The organism is Parasphingorhabdus sp. (assembly GCF_036963805.1).
Lineage (GTDB): Bacteria > Pseudomonadota > Alphaproteobacteria > Sphingomonadales > Sphingomonadaceae > Parasphingorhabdus.
On record NZ_JBALUN010000002.1, the window covers coordinates 533,372 to 550,183 of the forward strand.

15 protein-coding genes are annotated in these 16,812 nt (G+C 52.0%); 10 read left to right on the plus strand and 5 right to left on the minus strand.

The features are described from left to right. Window positions 1-21 precede the first annotated feature (21 nt). The gene (locus V7676_RS09225) at window positions 22-1,947 is read left to right on the plus strand and encodes a tetratricopeptide repeat protein (RefSeq protein ID WP_335659395.1); all 1,926 of its coding nucleotides are present in this window, start codon (window positions 22-24) and stop codon (window positions 1,945-1,947) included. 8 nt (window positions 1,948-1,955) lie between these two features. On the opposite strand, the gene V7676_RS09230 is transcribed toward V7676_RS09225, so the two are convergent. Both V7676_RS09230 and V7676_RS09235 read right to left on the minus strand, forming a co-directional pair. Continuing rightward, entirely contained in the window at window positions 1,956-2,300 is a 345-nt protein-coding gene (locus V7676_RS09230; RefSeq protein WP_335659396.1) for a GntR family transcriptional regulator, read from the minus strand. Window positions 2,301-2,380: 80 nt separating this feature from the next. Beyond that, entirely contained in the window at window positions 2,381-2,971 is a 591-nt protein-coding gene (locus V7676_RS09235; protein ID WP_335659556.1) for a nitroreductase family protein, read from the minus strand. 161 nt (window positions 2,972-3,132) lie between these two features. Between V7676_RS09235 and V7676_RS09240 the strand changes: the two genes are divergently transcribed. Genes V7676_RS09240 through V7676_RS09250 form a run of 3 tightly spaced genes read left to right on the plus strand, consistent with a single transcriptional unit; the run spans window position 3,133 to window position 7,442 of the window. Then, the gene (locus V7676_RS09240) at window positions 3,133-4,719 is read left to right on the plus strand and encodes a peptide MFS transporter (protein WP_335659397.1); all 1,587 of its coding nucleotides are present in this window, start codon (window positions 3,133-3,135) and stop codon (window positions 4,717-4,719) included. Window positions 4,720-4,749: 30 nt separating this feature from the next. Next, complete coding sequence (locus V7676_RS09245; protein ID WP_335659398.1) at window positions 4,750-6,150, plus strand: amidohydrolase; 1,401 nt, start codon at window positions 4,750-4,752, stop codon at window positions 6,148-6,150. Continuing rightward, entirely contained in the window at window positions 6,147-7,442 is a 1,296-nt protein-coding gene (locus tag V7676_RS09250) for an amidohydrolase family protein (protein ID WP_335659399.1), read from the plus strand. Before V7676_RS09245 ends, V7676_RS09250 begins: the two co-directional genes overlap by 4 nt. Window positions 7,443-7,691: 249 nt before the next feature. Here the strand turns inward: V7676_RS09250 and V7676_RS09255 are convergent, their stop codons facing one another. Next, window positions 7,692-8,684 (minus strand): aldo/keto reductase, encoded by a 993-nt coding sequence (locus tag V7676_RS09255; protein WP_335659400.1) that lies wholly within the window; start codon window positions 8,682-8,684, stop codon window positions 7,692-7,694. Then, a complete protein-coding gene (locus V7676_RS09260) occupies window positions 8,662-10,074 on the minus strand; it encodes an alanine/glycine:cation symporter family protein (protein WP_335659401.1) in 1,413 nt (470 codons plus the stop codon). Before V7676_RS09260 ends, V7676_RS09255 begins: the two co-directional genes overlap by 23 nt. Before the next feature lie 116 nt (window positions 10,075-10,190). Here V7676_RS09260 and glmM point away from each other — a divergent pair, with 116 nt between their 5' ends. From glmM to V7676_RS09280, 4 genes are read left to right on the plus strand one after another with little or no spacing between them, the layout of a single operon-like run. Continuing rightward, window positions 10,191-11,531 carry a phosphoglucosamine mutase gene (gene glmM, locus V7676_RS09265; protein ID WP_335659402.1) on the plus strand — a complete coding sequence of 447 codons (1,341 nt, stop codon included), beginning with the start codon at window positions 10,191-10,193 and terminating at the stop codon, window positions 11,529-11,531. Window positions 11,532-11,555: 24 nt separating this feature from the next. Then, the gene (locus tag V7676_RS09270) at window positions 11,556-11,732 is read left to right on the plus strand and encodes a hypothetical protein (RefSeq protein WP_335659403.1); all 177 of its coding nucleotides are present in this window, start codon (window positions 11,556-11,558) and stop codon (window positions 11,730-11,732) included. Then, window positions 11,729-12,481, plus strand: a complete 753-nt coding sequence (thiD, locus tag V7676_RS09275; RefSeq protein ID WP_335659404.1) for a bifunctional hydroxymethylpyrimidine kinase/phosphomethylpyrimidine kinase — start codon at window positions 11,729-11,731, stop codon at window positions 12,479-12,481. The genes V7676_RS09270 and thiD overlap by 4 nt, the downstream gene beginning before the upstream one ends. Next, window positions 12,478-13,047 (plus strand): ribonuclease HII, encoded by a 570-nt coding sequence (locus V7676_RS09280; RefSeq protein WP_335659405.1) that lies wholly within the window; start codon window positions 12,478-12,480, stop codon window positions 13,045-13,047. Before thiD ends, V7676_RS09280 begins: the two co-directional genes overlap by 4 nt. 11 nt (window positions 13,048-13,058) lie before the next feature. Here the strand turns inward: V7676_RS09280 and V7676_RS09285 are convergent, their stop codons facing one another. Next, entirely contained in the window at window positions 13,059-14,135 is a 1,077-nt protein-coding gene (locus V7676_RS09285) for an acyl-CoA desaturase (RefSeq protein WP_335659406.1), read from the minus strand. A gap of 368 nt (window positions 14,136-14,503) precedes the next feature. Between V7676_RS09285 and V7676_RS09290 the strand changes: the two genes are divergently transcribed. Together V7676_RS09290 and folP are read left to right on the plus strand one after the other, a co-directional pair. After that, a complete protein-coding gene (locus V7676_RS09290) occupies window positions 14,504-15,667 on the plus strand; it encodes a site-specific DNA-methyltransferase (RefSeq protein ID WP_335659407.1) in 1,164 nt (387 codons plus the stop codon). Between the two features lie 10 nt (window positions 15,668-15,677). Further along, window positions 15,678-16,802, plus strand: a complete 1,125-nt coding sequence (gene folP, locus V7676_RS09295) for a dihydropteroate synthase (RefSeq protein ID WP_335659408.1) — start codon at window positions 15,678-15,680, stop codon at window positions 16,800-16,802. Window positions 16,803-16,812 lie beyond the last annotated feature (10 nt).

Genomic DNA, 16,812 nt, shown 5'->3' on the forward strand with positions numbered 1-16,812 from the left:
GCGGTATTGTTGGCGCTGTCAATGACAGGGTTATCATCAACCAATGCGGCAAGCGAACGTAATGACAGGGCTATGAAAGCCTTTGCCAAAGCTCAAGATTATCGCTCTCGCGGTGACGTTCGGTCTGCCCGCATAGAATTGATGAATGCTATTAAGGCTGATCCACAGTGGACTGATCCGCGAGTGTTGCAGGCCGAGATATTGTTGAAATTATTTGACGGCATTGGCGCTCAGGCTGAGTTAGATCGGGCAATTGCGCTGGGACTTGATCCTTCAAAAGTACGTCATCTATACGGGCATGCGTTACAGTTGCAAAGCAAGTGGGACAAAGCCAAGGAACAGCTTTTTGCGCGTGATATTCCTGTGCAGGATCAAGCTTATGCAGCCCGGATAGTTGGTCGGGTCGCTTTACAAACCGGCGACGACATACTCGCGACACAGGCTTTTGACCGCGCGATCCAACTTGATGCGGAAAATCCCGATCTATGGGTGGATATTGCTCATTTCCGCGCAGGCTCCGGTGATCAGGCCGGAGCTATTGCGGCAGTGGATGAAGCGGTACGGCTAGAACCGAATAATATCCGTGCGCTGCAGTATCGCGGAGAGCTGTTGCGGTTTCAATTTGGCCTTGGGGCCGCTTTGCCATGGTTTGAACGGGCGCTACAAATCGATCCCAATGACGTTGCGCTATTGACAGAATATGCGGCGACGCTGGGCGACATGGGTAGGATGTCCGATATGTTGGCAGTCGCTCGGAAGGTTATTTCCCTTGATGCGAGAAACTCGAGAGCCTTTTTTATGCAGGCGGTTTTGGCTGCGCGGGCAGGTGATTATCCGCTTGCGCGCACGCTCATGCAACAAACTGAAGGCCGATTGGATGATGTGCCAGCAGTTCTTCTGGTGCAGGGTGTAATCGAGCATAGCGAAGCAAATTATAATGCCGCGATCGACAAGTTTAGGCGTCTGGTCACGCTTCAACCCGATAACCGGCAGGCGCAAAATCTATTGGCGAGGTCTCTCTATCTAGCTGGAGATTCTAGCGATGCTATTGATGTGCTGGCGTCCCAAGTGAACAATAGCGGTGCCGATCCTTACGCGCTTTGGTTAGCGGGGCGCGCCTTGGAGGATGCCGGTGAGCGACCGCAAGCCGTTAATGCGTTGAACCGCGCAGCACTCCATGATGTGGGCCAAAAAACTGCTTTTGCGACGGATGTCCCAATAGGTGTATTGCAAGCGGAGGCTGATCGAGATCCGAATAATGCTCGTGCCCTTATTCCGTATATCCGCGCCCTTTATAATCACGGTGATTTTACGATTGCTTTTGATCAGGCCAAGCGTCTCCAACGCGGTAATCCTGGAGCAAGTGACGCGCATATTCTGGTAGCAGATACAGCTTTGGCTCTCGGCGAATATGATGAAGCTATGTCCGCTCTTGAAATCGCTCGACAGATTCAGTTTTCTGAGTCTGTGATGCTTCGTATCGTGGAAACGCTTCGGGTTAAAGGCGAGATGCAGCGATCAGGAAAAGTACTGGCGCAATATCTTAGCTATAATCCTATCAACGTCGCAGGTCTACGTTGGATGGCCTATGAGCATCTGGAGACTGGAAATTGGGCTATTGCACGCAGTATATTAGAGAATTTGCGAAAACGGATTGGTGATAATGACGCTTTGATTATGGCGGGATTAGCCCAAGCCTATACGGGCCTTGGGCAATCCGAAAAAGCGATCACTGCAGGACGTATTGCCTATTATGTGCAGCCATCAAGTCCGGTCGTATCTCATCTTTACGGGCTGGCGCTATTGATGGATGGTTCCCGAAACAAAGATGCGCGTGATTTGATTGAAAAGGCTGTTATGATTTCGCCTGGAAACGCCGCTTATCGTCTGAGCCTCGCAAAAGCATCTGCGGCCCTCAAGCAGGAGCGGATGGCTGAAAAGACGTAATTTGAAATTCAGGCCTCGTTCTCAAGCAGCTCATTCAGCTTGATATCCAGCCGTTTCATTTGACGCTCCACCGGAGGCCAAATATTTTTAATGAAGTCCGCGCGCTGTGCATCGCGCAATTTTGCTTTTGCGCCGGATGCCACAAACATGCCAACACCGCGCTTCACCGTGACGAGGCCATCTTCTTGAAACCCCTGATAGGCTTTTGCAACTGTTAGCGGATTAGCGCCTTGTTCCACAGCGAAAGCACGTACAGAGGGCAACATATCACCCTCGCCATATTCGCCATCAAGTATTGATTCGGAGATAATATCCCGCAATTTCAAATAGACAGGTTTGCTTGCATTGTTCATGCTGCATCACTGCCATAATACAGCGATGCAGGCAAGGAAAAAGTCTTTTTTCTCTTAGGTTTAGTATTAAATGAAACTGGTCAGGCGAGAAGTTCGTAATTCCATTTGGACAAGATTTTTTGTAATTCAGGGCGGGGCCGTTCGACAAGGTCGCAATTCGCCGAGCCAGCGAAGATAAATCCGGCAATCTGTTCCGGCGCTTGGCCAAATAAGTTGCGAACAGCGTCACTATAGGTGGGCCAACCGGTAATCCAGCCAGCAACAAAATTATGCGCGTGAATGGCATGAAGAATATTCATACAAAATGCCCCGCAACTCAGTTCTTGTTCCCAAAAAGGAATCTTAACCGATGTAACCGGAGAGAAAACTATCACCAATAAGGTCGGGGCTTGATGCGCCATCGCTTCCAAAGCTTCTATTTCTAGCCGTCCGGCGATGGGCTTTTCTGCTTGATATGCCTTGATAAGCTCTGCAGCCAATAGTCCGCGTTGATTTTTATCCACCTGAACAACGCGCCAAGGAGCCAGTTTGCCATGGTCCGGCGTGCGCAGGGCCGTGGAAACAATTTCTTCAATTTGCTCATCGCTGGGCCCGGGAGCAATCATGTCGCGTGGACGACCGGAGCGCCGGGATTTTAAATAGCCATTCAGGCTGGAAAGATCATTGAACATGGTTGTCATCTCGCAACGCCGCCGTTGCATTACAAGTAGATTTTTGATCAATAACTGGTCGCAAACGTAACAATATGCTTCACACGCGACATTTTTTGATTAGTGTGCAGATCAACCGAGCCGCGTAGACTGCTCACCAGAGAGATAGGGAGGCCATTGTTATGGCAAGTGCGTACCAAGAATCCGGAGATGCCAAAGGGACATTTTTCGGTCATCCAAAAGGCCTTTTTGTTCTTTTCTTTGCCGAGATGTGGGAGCGTTTTTCCTACTACGGTATGCGTGCCTTGCTCATTTTTTATCTCGTCCAGCATTGGATGTTCTCTGACAGCGAAGCATCGGTAATCTATGGGGCCTATACCGCCCTTGTTTATATTACTCCTGTGGTTGGCGGCTATCTTGCTGATCGATATTTGGGTCAACGCAAAGCCGTTGCCTTTGGTGCATTATTACTAACCTTTGGCCATTTCCTGATGGCTTTCGAAGGAACCGGCGGCCAAGAAGGGGCGGCGATTAATATTTTCTGGTTAGCATTGGCGTTTATCATTGTTGGCTCTGGTTTTCTTAAAGCGAATATTTCAGTGATCGTCGGTCAGCTTTATTCTCGAACCGATATCCGCCGGGATCCTGCATATACGATATTCTATATGGGCATAAACCTTGGCGCCGCTATGGGCGCGATTATTGCTGGCTGGCTTGGTCAGACCTACGGCTGGTCCTATGGTTTCGGTGCCGCTGGTTTTGGCATGTTGCTTGGTCTGATCGTGTTTATTTGGGGCAAACCCTTGTTGGTTGGTCGCGGAGAACCTTCGGATCCTGCGCGCCTTGAGAATAAGGTGGGCGGCATTAAATTTGAATGGCTGCTCTATCTGTTGAGCTTTGCGACGGTGGGTTTGATTTGGGTCTTGATTCAATATCAGGCATTGGTCGGCTCCTTGCTCGGAATTGCCGGGGCTATTTTGGTATTTTATGTTCTTTATACTGCTGTGGCTAAACTGGCGAAGGAAGATCGTGACCGTATTTTTGCGGCAATGTTCCTGATCTTTGGTTCCATCCTTTTCTGGGCGCTGTTCGAGCAAGCCGGTTCATCGCTCAATTTGTTTACAGATCGCAGCGTCGATAGAAATCTATTCGGTATTGAGGTACCTGCATCTGTTTTCCAATCGATCAATGCGATTTACATCGTGCTTCTCGCGCCTGTTTTCGCCATTATTTGGACCGCATTAGGACGGCGGGGGCTGGAACCCTCTGCTCCGGCTAAATTTGGTTTGGGCCTGATCCAGCTTGGTGCAGGCTTTCTGGTTCTGGTGGCTGGTGCATTGGCCGCTGGTACTGGAAGCTTGACGCCGGTTATCTTCATCTTCCTGATCTATCTGCTCCACACAACTGGTGAGCTTTGCCTTTCCCCAGTGGGTCTGAGTGCGATGAACCGTCTGGCACCTGCTCATATGGCGAGCCTGATCATGGGTACCTGGTTCTTTGCCTCGGCGACCGGTAACTTTGCCGCTGGCTTGATCGCATCTGCTGTCGGCGCGGAAGGTGCCGGGCCTGACCGCGTGCTGGAAGTCTATTCGACAGTGGGCTGGGTAGCGGTTGGGGTTGGCGTCGGCGTCATCGTTATTTCACCGCTCGTCAAGAAGCTGATGCATCTTGATACGTTGGCGGACGATGATCTTGGCGATGATCTTGAAGGTCAAAGTGAATTTGGTGAACCAGCATCTGCGGGCATTCATCCGACGACGAAATCTTAATATCGGACACGTTTAGCGTAGGGGTAGAATATGGAGTTAAAGGCTATTCTGGCAGTAGTTGCTGCCGGGGCGCTGGTCACAGGCTGTGCGGCCACTGCGGCTAAAACCGGTCCAGCGAGCGCGTCAGCGAGTAGTTCTGAAAAGAGCCCCGCTAAGCCTCCATTCCCGTCGACCTATAAAGCCTATCCATCAGAGAATATTGTCATCACCGGTGTGACTATTTTTGATGGTGAAGGGCAGCAAGTCGATAACGGTACCATCTTCCTGTCAGCCGGTAAGATTGTCTCCGTGGGTGGGCCGGATACTGTAATTCCGATTGACAGCACGATTATTGACGGCACCGGCAAATATGTGACGCCGGGTATTATCGATGTGCATAGTCATTTGGGCGATTATCCAACGCCTAGCGTTGCGGCGCATAGTGATGGCAATGAGGCAACGTCGCCAGTGACGCCGGAAGTCTGGGCCGAGCATAGCGTGTGGCCGCAAGACCCCGGTTTCTCTCGTGCGCTGGTCAACGGCGGTATTACTTCGCTCCAGATACTTCCCGGCTCAGCCAACCTTTTCGGTGGGCGGTCGGTAACGCTTAAAAATGTGCAAGCGCGAACGGTGCAGGCGATGAAATTTCCGGGCGCGCCTTATGGCCTGAAAATGGCCTGCGGCGAAAATCCCAAGCGGGTCTATGGCGGCCGCAACCGTATGCCATCGACACGGATGGGTAACCTTGCCGTAAACCGCCAGACATGGATTGATGCGCAGGACTATCAAAAGAAGATAAAGGCCGGAAAGCCGCCGAAGCGAGATCTGGCGATGGAGACCTTGGTTGGTGTGCTGGAAGGTGATATTCTGGTCCACAACCATTGTTACCGCGCCGATGAGATGAACCAGATTATCGATATGTCCAAGGAGTTTGGATATAAAGTGACCGCATTTCATCACGCCGTCGAAAGTTATAAAATCGCGGATATCCTTGCGAAAGAAGGAATTTGTTCCGCCGTTTGGGCCGATTGGTGGGGCTTCAAGATGGAAGCATATGATGCAATCCCCGAAAATGCCGCTTTGTTGCAGCAGGCCGGAGCCTGCGTGATTATCCATTCGGATGATGAAAACCAGATCCAACGGCTTAATCAGGAGGCCGCTAAGGCGCTGGCGGATGGACGAGCGATGGGTATAGAAATTACCGATGCCGAGGCGATCCAGTGGATTACTTATAATCCCGCCAAAGCGATGGGGATCGCTGACCAGACCGGAAGCCTGAAAGCCGGTAAAATGGCCGATGTGGTATTGTGGAACGCCAATCCTTTAAGCGTTTATGCCCGACCCGAAAAAGTCTGGATCGACGGTGCCATGCTCTATGATGCTAATGATCCAAAACGTCGTCCGGTAAGCGACTTTGAATTGGGTCAACCGGGTGAAGGAGATGTGAAATGAAGCATTTTGCATATATTCTCGTTTCGTCTCTGGCCTTAATGGCATCGCCCGTGGTTGCTGAAACTATTGCCATAACGGGCGGTAAAGTCGTCGTTGGTGATGGCAGTGTGCCGATGGAAAATGCAACCGTCCTTATTCGTGATGGCCGTGTTGTTGCGGCCGGTGCCAATGTCACTATTCCAGCCAATGCGCGCAGCATTGACGCTGCTGGCAAATGGGTAACACCCGGTATCTTTGCGGGCTTTAGCCGCGTCGGTCTGGTCGAAGTGGAGGCAGTTAGTCAAACCAATGACAGCGCTGCGGACGGCTCTGTTTTCTCTGCGGCGCTGGATATCCAATATGCGGTTAATCCGTTCGCTGCCCCTGTGGCCGTAAACCGTGCCGCCGGTGTGACCCGCGCGGTGGTTTCCCCGAGCACGGGTAAATCTATTTTCGGCGGCTATGGCGCCATTGTCGATCTGGGTGAGGACAGCAATCCCATTACCAAAGCGCAGGCCTTTCAATTTGTCGAATTGGGCGAAACGGGGCACAGACGGGCAGGGGGTAGCCGGTCTGCGTCCCATATATTATTCCGCGCGATGTTAAACGAGGCCCGCACCTATGCGCGTAGTCCGGCGTTGTTTGACAGTGACCTGTTGAAGGCATCCGATGCCAAGGCATTATTGCCGGTGATTGATGGCTCGACGCGGTTATTGGTCCATGTTGAGAGCGCCAACGACATATTGAAAGTGCTCGACCTGCGGAAAGATTTTCCGGCGTTGAAATTGGTACTGGTCGGGGCAAATGAAGGCTGGCGGGTCGCTAACGAGATTGCGGCGGCGAAAGTGCCGGTGCTGGCTTCTGCGCTGAGTGATCTGCCTTATGGATTTGAAAATCTGTCCGCGACGCAGTCCAATATCGGCCGGATGAAAGCAGCAGGCGTAGAAATCGCCATTGGTATGATTAACGATAATGATGCCCATCAATTACGCTATTCGATGCAATATGCAGGCAATCTGGTTGCCCTGAACAAAATGCCGCGCGCGACTGGACTTAGCTGGGATGACGCATTTGCGGCGATCAGCTCTAAACCGGCAGAGATTATGGGCATGGGCGGCCAATTAGGATCGCTTAAGGCCGGACGCCAGGCGGATGTGGTTATCTGGACCGGCGATCCACTGGAATTATCGACGCAGGTAGAGACTGTGTTTATTGACGGTGTTGAGCAATCTTTATCCAATCGGCAAGAGCGTTTGCGTGAGCGCTATCGCAATCCTGCACCCGGCGCATTGCCCAAGGCTTATGATCGATAGCGGATTTGTTGCGTTGGGTTATAGACGGACAATTCAGGGGTAAAGTTCACACAAATTACACCCTATGAGCGATCATTTAGCTGGGGTGTAAATACGCGATTAAAACGATGGTAAACTTCACAAAGTTCACACTAATCAGGCCTTGTTTTTAACCAAATGATAGCGATTTAAAATTGAGAAAGAACAATTGATCCTATCATAAAGCTGCTCGTGTAGGACAGCCTAAACCGGCGGTGGCGACAGCTTCGATTAAAGCCGAACCATCGACATCATCGCATCTCCATAGCGTTGGCCAGAGGTGCCGCCGACCGGTGCTGCCTTTTCAAGTTCGTCCAGATCAGTGTCGGTCAGAGCAATATCAACCGCCGCCATACTGTCTTCTAACGTCGCGCGCCGCTTTGATCCGGGTATTGGCACAATGAAGTCGCCTTGTGCCAAAAGCCAGGCCAGCGCAATTTGAGCAGGGGAGCGGCCATGCCGTTCTGCGACCTGCTTAACGACTTCGACTATTTTCAGATTCTGGTCGAAATTTTCCTCTGAATAGCGTGGATCGTTCAAACGGTAATCGTCCGCGTCCAGATCTGTACGGCTGCTTATCTGTCCGGTGAGAAAACCGCGGCCCAATGGGCTATAGGGTACGAAACCGATATTTAAATCCTGACATAACGGCAGGATTTCGTCTTCAATCCCGCGCTCCCATAACGAATATTCCGATTGCAGCGCCGCAATCGGATGGACGGCATGGGCGCGCTTTATCGTGTCGGGACCAGCTTCCGAAAGGCCGAAATAGCGAACCTTGCCCTCTTCCACCAATCGGGCCATCGCGCCTACCGTGTCTTCAATCGGCACTTTGGGATCCACCCGATGCTGATAGAATAGATCGATGACATCCGTGCCGAGGCGTTGGAGCGAAGCCTCACAGGCGCGGCGGACATTTTCTGGCGAAGAATCGGTTCCGATTTTTGCCGGATTGCTCAGATCAAATCCAAATTTAGTAGCGATGATCAACCGGTCCCGACGTCCTCTGATCGCCTGACCTAAAAGCTCTTCATTTTTATAGGGACCATAGACTTCGGCGGTATCAAAAAAAGTGACACCCAATTCGATTGCACGATCAAGCGTGGCAAGACTTTCAGCCATATCGGCTTTGCCATACATGCCGCTACCGATACCGAACATCGGCATACAGCCAAGCCCTAAGGCCGATACTTCGAGTTCTTCACCGAGTTTGCGATACTTCATCTTGCGTCTCCGATTGTCGCTTTAGATACCCATATAGCTCTCGTTTAATCTCCGGCGCAAAGAGATAAAGCGCTATGACATTCGGTATCGAGATAAGAAAGAACGCGCTATCGACCAAATCAATGACCGTTGCAATTTCCAGCAAGGCACCGAGGGGCAATATCCCGATATAGAAAATTTTAAAAATCATCGACCGGACTTTGCCTTTGCCGACCAGATATTCATAAGCATGCAGCCCGTAATATCCGACCGAGCATAAGGTGCTATGCGCGAAAAGCAGGACTGCGATGGTCAGTAACCACGGGAACCAGTCTGAAATTTGGGCAAAGGCGGCGGCTGTAATTCGAATATCCTGTTCATCGCTTTGCCACGTACCGGCAAGGACAATTGCGATGGCACCGAGAGAGCAAATGATCACGGTGTCCAGCATCGGTTCCATTAGCGCCACGATACCTTCGGATGCGGGGTCGTGGGTCCGCGCCTGGGAATGGGCGATTGCCGCCGTCCCAACACCGGCTTCGGAAGAATAGACGGCGCGCTGCATCCCGATAATAAAGGCGCCGATCACGCCGCCAGCGGCTGCTTCGCCTGAAAATGCATCGCTCACGATCAATGCGAGTGCGTTCGGAATTTGTGCAAAATTAACGGCTATGATGGTCACCACGCCCGATAAATAAACCAGCGCCATTAACGGCACCATGATCGACGTCACGCGGCCTAGCCATTTGACACCACCAATGACCACCAGCCCGACAAAAAAGGCCATAATGACCCCGAATGTCAGGTTGTTATCGAAATTGGATCGCATTCCCGAAACTTCACTAACGGTCGCGAGGCTCTGGTTCACTTGCACCATCGGTATCGCTACAAATATAGTGAGCACAGCATATATGCCGCCCAAAAAAAGGCCCAGCTTTGGCCAGCCCTTTTGTTTAAATCCGTTTTTCAAACTATACATCGGCCCGCCCCGCACGGCACCGGATGGATCAACTTCGCGGAACATGAGCGCCAAGGTGACTTCCACACATTTCAGAGTCATCGCAAAAAAACCGATAATGAACATCCAAAAAGCTGCGCGGGGTCCGCCGGTAGCAATGGCAATGGCGACGCCCGCTATATTGCCCAAACCCACAGTGCCGGAAAGCGCGGTGGTGAGCGCAGAGAACTGTGATATTGTTCCGGGTGCCTCGGGATCATCAAATTTACCGCGTATGATCTGGATAGATAGCGGCAGCGCGCGGATATTTATAAAGCCCAGCCAGAGCGTGAACAGAACCATAGGAACAGCGAGCCAGAGCACAATCCAGGGGATTTCAGAGCCAAAAAACGGGATTTTTGAGAAAACAAATGCGGCGATGCTACCGATTAACTCGCTCAAAATATCGATCATTTTACGTATATGCCCCTGTTTCGGCTTTATCCCGTTGGGGGCAGAGGCTAAGGCCTCATAAAGCACAACGCCAACTCTAATTTGGCGGCAGCACTAATTGGAGAATGCGGTCTGTTATGACGAAAAGTTTTTTTGGGACAGACGGGATACGCGGATTAACGAACAAACATCCGATGACCGCCGAAATCGCGATGAAAGTCGGGCAGGCGGCGGGCCGTCATTTTTTGCGCGGCGACCACCGCCACCGGGTTGTTATTGGTAAAGATACACGGCTTTCCGGCTATATGATGGAGAACGCCTTGGTGGCCGGTTTTACTAGCGTGGGCATGGATGTGGTGCAAGTTGGCCCGATGCCAACGCCTGCCGTGGCACTGCTAACGCGGTCGATGCGCGCGGATCTGGGCGTGATGATTTCGGCCAGCCATAATCCTTATTATGACAATGGCATCAAGCTATTCGGACCGGACGGTTTCAAACTATCCGATGAAGATGAACTGAAAATAGAACGCTATCTCTCGGAAGACGCCAAATTGGCTGCGGCTGAAGATATCGGCCGTGCCAAGCGGTTCGAAGATGCGCGCGGGCGTTATATTCATGCGGTTAAAATGTCGCTGCCTGACCATATCCGGCTCGACGGGCTGAAACTGGTGGTCGATTGTGCCAATGGTGCTGCCTATCAGGTCGCCCCTTCAGCCTTTTGGGAATTGGGTGCGGAAGTTGTGACCATTGGCGTTAATCCCAATGGTAAGAATATCAATCATAAATGCGGTTCAACCGATGTCGCGGTATTGCAGGAAACCGTGGTCGCCAGCGGCGCGCATATCGGTATCGCGCTGGACGGCGATGCGGATCGTTTGATCGTTGTGGACGAGAAGGGCAAGATTGTGGACGGCGACCAGCTTATGGCCTTGATCGGGTCTAGCTGGAGCCGCAATGGCCTGCTGCGTGGTAATGGCATTGTTGCGACGGTCATGTCCAATCTGGGTTTGGAACGGTTTTTGGCGTCGGAGAAATTGAACCTCGTGAGGTCCAAGGTCGGAGATCGCTATGTTCTCGAAGAAATGAGAAAAGGCGGGTTCAACGTTGGCGGCGAACAATCGGGCCATTTGATCATGCTTGATCATGGCACGACCGGCGACGGCACTATTGCCGCGCTGCAAGTTTTGCGGGAATTGGTGGATAGCGGCAAGGCGGCGAGCGAGTTGCTGCACCTGTTCGATCCGGTACCGCAATTGCTAAAAAACGTCCGTTACTCCAGTGGCAAACCGCTCGACGACGAACGGGTGAAAGCAGTTATTGCCGAAGCGGAAAAAGAGCTGATCGGTACAGGGCGTCTGGTGATACGGGCATCCGGTACAGAGCCTTTGATCCGCGTGATGGCGGAGGGTGATAATTCCGATCAAGTCAATGCTGTGGTCGATCGTATCTGCAATGTGGTCGAGGAAGTCGCGGCCTGATGCCAAAGCGGATCGGAAGATAATATGATATTTCTGGCTATCATCGTTATGGTTTTATTTGTGCCGGTCGCGGTCGGGCTGGCGCTGTTCATCATCATTCCGGACTGGTTCCAGCAAAATCGGGCCGCCGTTATAACCGGCGTTGCGATTGCCGATTTCCTTTTAATTTCGGCCATTGTCCTGCTGATATTCGGAATATGAGCGCCAATCCCCCGCGCGTGCTGTCCATCGCCGGGTCTGACAGCGGCGGCGGGGCAGGCATACAGGCGGATATCCGCACCATTACCAATCTTGGCGGTCATGCGATGACCGCGATTACCGCCGTTACCGCGCAAAATAGTGCGGGTGTCACGGCTGTAGAATTAATGTCGCCCGATATGGTGCTGGCGCAAATTTGGGCGGTGATGGATGATTTTGACGCTGATGCGATTAAGATAGGGATGCTCGGTTCGCCGGAAATCGCCTTGGCGGTGGCGAACTTCCTGAAATCCGTGCGCGACAAGCCGATTATTTTTGATCCCGTCATGGTGGCCACAAGCGGCGCGACCTTGGCCGATGATGCTACGGTAGCGGCCTTTCAACGCATAATTCCGCTGTGCACGCTTGTAACGCCCAATCTTGCAGAGATGGAACGGCTGGGCGGAGATGCGATGATTGCGCAATCCGCCGTGCCTTATCTGGTCAAAGGCGGGCATGGCGATGGCGAGGTTTTAACGGACAGGCTGATTAGCGCAGACGGAGAGATAGAGCGATGGGAAGGCAGCCGGATAGACACGCGGCATAGCCATGGAACCGGCTGCACCCTGTCGGCAGCTATCGCGACATATCAAGCCAGCGGTGACAATCTCAGCGTCGCCATTGGCAAGGCGCGCGAATATGTCCGGGCGAGCCTTAAAAGCGCACCGGGCTTTGGCGCAGGTTCTGGGCCCATGGGTGTGCCTGAAATATGAAGCCGCAATATATTGCCGGTATTGACGAAGCGGGCAGGGGACCGCTTGCCGGTCCGGTAGTGGCGGCGGCGGTGATATTGCCGGATGGGCATGCGATCCACGGGCTGGATGACAGCAAGAAACTGAGCGCAAAAAGACGCGCAGTTCTGGAAATTCAAATCATAGAAAAAACTATATATTATATAGCATTATGCGATGAATCAGAGATTGATTCTATCAATATATTACAGGCCACCATGCTGGCTATGACGCGTGCGGCAGAGGGATTGTCCCAATCGCCCGATCATATATTGGTCGATGGTAATCGCTTGCCCAAATGGGATTTTCAGGCCGAGGCCGTGATTGGCGGCGATGCTATCCATCCGTGCATTTCAGCCGCATCGATACTGGCGAAAGAATATCGTGACCGGATTATGATTGCTGCCGCAGAAGAATATCCCGAATATGGATGGGAGCGGAATAAGGGCTATGGCACGGCGGAGCATATGGCTGCGCTCAAGAAATATGGACCTACGCCGCTGCACCGCAAAAGCTTTGCGCCTGTCGCGCAGTTTTCATTACTGTAACTCGGTCCGGATCAAATCGCCTGCTTCACAGCAACCTTGCTTTTTTCCTGCACCCATTTGCCATGTTCATCCTTGGTGTAGCGCGGCGCCCATTTGACATTCCACACGAGGCCCATTTTTTCCCATGAGCGGATGATGCCGGCGCATAGGTCAAATTCCCACCATACCAAGCCGGATGTTGCGGAGCGCGGATGTTGGTGATGGTTGTTATGCCAGCCATCGCCCATGGTTAGTATGTTGACGATCAGATTATTCTTGGCGGTGCCATGACCATGAAAGCGTTGTGATCCAAAGAGATGGCAGATGCTATTCACGCTTTGTAACACGGTGAGAACCGTGAAAACCCTCAAAAATCCGGCGATTAATATCGTGCCAATTATCGCTTCTGGTCCAGCAAAGGCCAAGGCCCAAAGCGCCGGAAAGACAATCACGGAAACAAAATACCAGATCCAGCGGGTGCGATGGGCAAACATGACGATTTCGTCATCGACGAGTCCCTTGCCGTAAATAGCCAGATCAGTCGTCGTCCGGTCGAACAACCAGCCGACATGGCTATGATGGAATTTCGCAAAGCCTTTTAATGGTTTTCCATAGCCATCAAAATGGGGACTATGCGCGTCGCCAACTTTGTCCGTCATCGCGTGATGGCGGCGGTGATTGGCGGCCCAATGGAGGGCGGAGCCTTGCGCGGCAGATTGCGTCAAAATCGCAATGAATATGCCCATCGGCTTTGATGTTTCAAAAGCGCGGTGCGAGAAATAGCGGTGATAGCCGACAATACATCCGACCATCGACAGGAAATAGCCGACCATGAACGCCGACCATTCGACCCAGCCGGATCCATAAGCAATCGCCCAAACTACCGCCGCGATGGAGCCGCCGATTTTGGTGGTGGACAAAATGGCATGTTCGCGCAATTTTGCGCGGGCCGCCCGGCCGCCATATTTTACGCCAAAAGGCATGACAGGGTCTGTGCCGGATTGTAACAGCACCTGTTCCGCGTCACTTGTTTTTGCTGTGAAGAGCGTATCCGGCTGGCTTGGTTTTACTGTATCGCCCGTGTCTTTTAGTTTGGTATCCATAGCCATTACGCGCCCCGTATGATCAAATAAAAGCATCAACCGAAATATGGGGACGATATAATCATATATTGTGAAGCCCGGCAAACGGGTTAACCAATATGTAACCATGTTTTTGGGTTAGTCTTTGTGAAATACGAAGTTTTTTAAATTTTTTTGCATTTAAAATCGGGACAGAGTCCTTTTGGGCACACCACTAGGGATTGAGTCCGCTGGTCGTGCCAAGACTCCATATCTGGTGGGGGGACTCCTTTCGTTCTCTTTTGCAATATTTTGTTAACCATCGATATTGGCCGTTAACCTAAGTTAACAGCCTTGACCGCGGACTGCGAAAGACTCACCGTGACCGCTACTTCAGTCAAAAAGGCGAATATTTCATGGGAATTATTGAGCGTATCGACACGCCCAAAACTATAGCAAAGGCAAAAATTGTCCGGCCCAAAAAGCCGGTCATTGAAAAGCCTGCGGTCAAATTGCCGCTAAACCAGATTTTAAAAATGGACTGCGTAGAGGCGATGAAAAGCCTGCCGGATGAATCCGTTGATATGGTTTTTGCTGACCCGCCTTATAACTTGCAACTGGGCGGTGATCTTTTCCGGCCCGAAGGCGGGCAGGTTGATGCCGTGGATGATGCCTGGGACCATTTTGACAGTTTTGCCATTTATGATGCTTTCACAAAAGCGTGGATGAGTGAAGCGCGGCGCATATTGAAACCCAATGGTTCGCTTTGGGTTATTGGCAGCTATCATAATATCTTCCGTGTCGGCGCAACGTTGCAGGATCTGGGCTATTGGATACTCAACGATATTATCTGGCGTAAAGCCAACCCGATGCCTAATTTCAAAGGCACACGCTTTACCAACGCCCATGAAACGCTGATCTGGGCGTCGAAATCGGAAAAAGCCAAATATACGTTCAACTATCGCGCGATGAAGAATCTCAATGACGAGCTGCAAATGCGCAGCGATTGGGTCATGCCGATTTGTGGCGGACAAGAACGGTTGAAACGCAATGGCGTCAAAGCGCATCCGACGCAAAAGCCAGAGGCTTTGCTATACAGGGTGATGCTGGCGACCACTAATAAGGGTGACGTTGTGCTTGATCCGTTTTTCGGGACCGGAACCACTGGCGCTGTGGCAAAACGTCTGGGCCGCAATTGGATTGGTTGTGAAAAAGAGGATAGCTACTGCGAAGTGGCCGAAGAGCGCATCGAAGCCGCGCTGCCGCTTGATGAAAGCGACCTTAAAACCATGCAATCGCCCAAGTCGAAGCCGCGAGTAGCCTTTGGCACATTGGTCGAAACCGGCTATCTCAAACCCGGCACGGAATTGTGTAGCAAGAACCGCAAATTCAAAGCAAAAGTGCGGGCGGATGGTTCGCTGCTGTGGGAAGGCCATGAAGGATCTATCCACAAAATCGGAGCCACGGTTCAGGACGCGCCAAGCTGTAACGGCTGGACCTATTGGTATTATGATGATGGCGAAAAGCTGAAACCGGTTGACGATCTGCGTCAGACCTACTTGCTAGCCACAGAGCCTTAGGACGAACGCGATGGTGGATATTGGTGCCAATGCAAAACTATATCTGAAACCCATTGGGTTTCTGGATAGTCCGCAATATTTTGACGATCAAAATAGGCGGTTAAACAATAGTTTGCTTTGGTTTTCTCAAATAGAATATTCGATATTTGAGGATGGCAAGCCAACCATCAGGGCGCTTGTTCCCGTTGAACTATGGGACAAGATCGCATCGCGGTTGCCGGAACCCTTGCAAGAACGTGCCGCTGTCTTGTTTGCCAATCTGACAAAGACCCACGCGCCGCTGCAATGTGGAGAGCGGGTTCTGCGTTTTGATCAACCCCATGTCATGGGCATATTGAACATGACGCCGGATAGTTTTTCCGATGGCGGCAAACATGATGGCGACCCGCAAATTGCAGCGGATGCCGCATTTGATATGGCAACGGCAGGCGCATCGATACTCGACATTGGTGGAGAGTCCACTCGGCCCGGAGCGGAGCCTGTGTGGGAAGGCGATGAAATTAAGCGCGTCGTACCAGTGATCGAAAAGCTCGCCCAATGCGGAGCGGCGCTGTCCATCGACACGCGCAAAGCGGCGGTAATGGAAGCGGCAATTGCGGCGGGTGCGCATATTATCAATGATGTGTCCGCGTTGCTGCACGATAGCCGGTCGCTGGAAGTGGCCGGCGTATCAGGCTTACCGGTGGTGCTGATGCACGCGCCTTCCAGCGGTAAAAACCCGCATAAGGGTGGCGGTCAGAGTCCCGGGGGGGATGTCGTGACCGACACCTATGACTGGCTGGAGCAACGTATAAACGATGTTGTCGAAGCGGGTTTTGAAAGGGAAAAAATCATCGTCGATCCGGGGCTAGGCTTCGGTAAGTCGCTGACAGATAATCTGGCGCTTATGAATAATATCGCCATGTTCCATGGCCTCGGCCAACCGCTACTCATCGGTGCCAGCCGCAAACGGATGATCGGCGCGCTGTCCAAGGAAGCAGATGTTGACCAGCGGTTGGGCGGTTCGGTTGCCTTTGCGCACCACGCCATACAACAAGGTGCCCAGATTGTGCGCGTGCATGATGTACCGGAAACTGTGCAGGCGGCGCAGGTTTGGCGTGGGATGCGCGATGCAGGGGTGACTGCTCGGGTTTAGAGCGGCGATG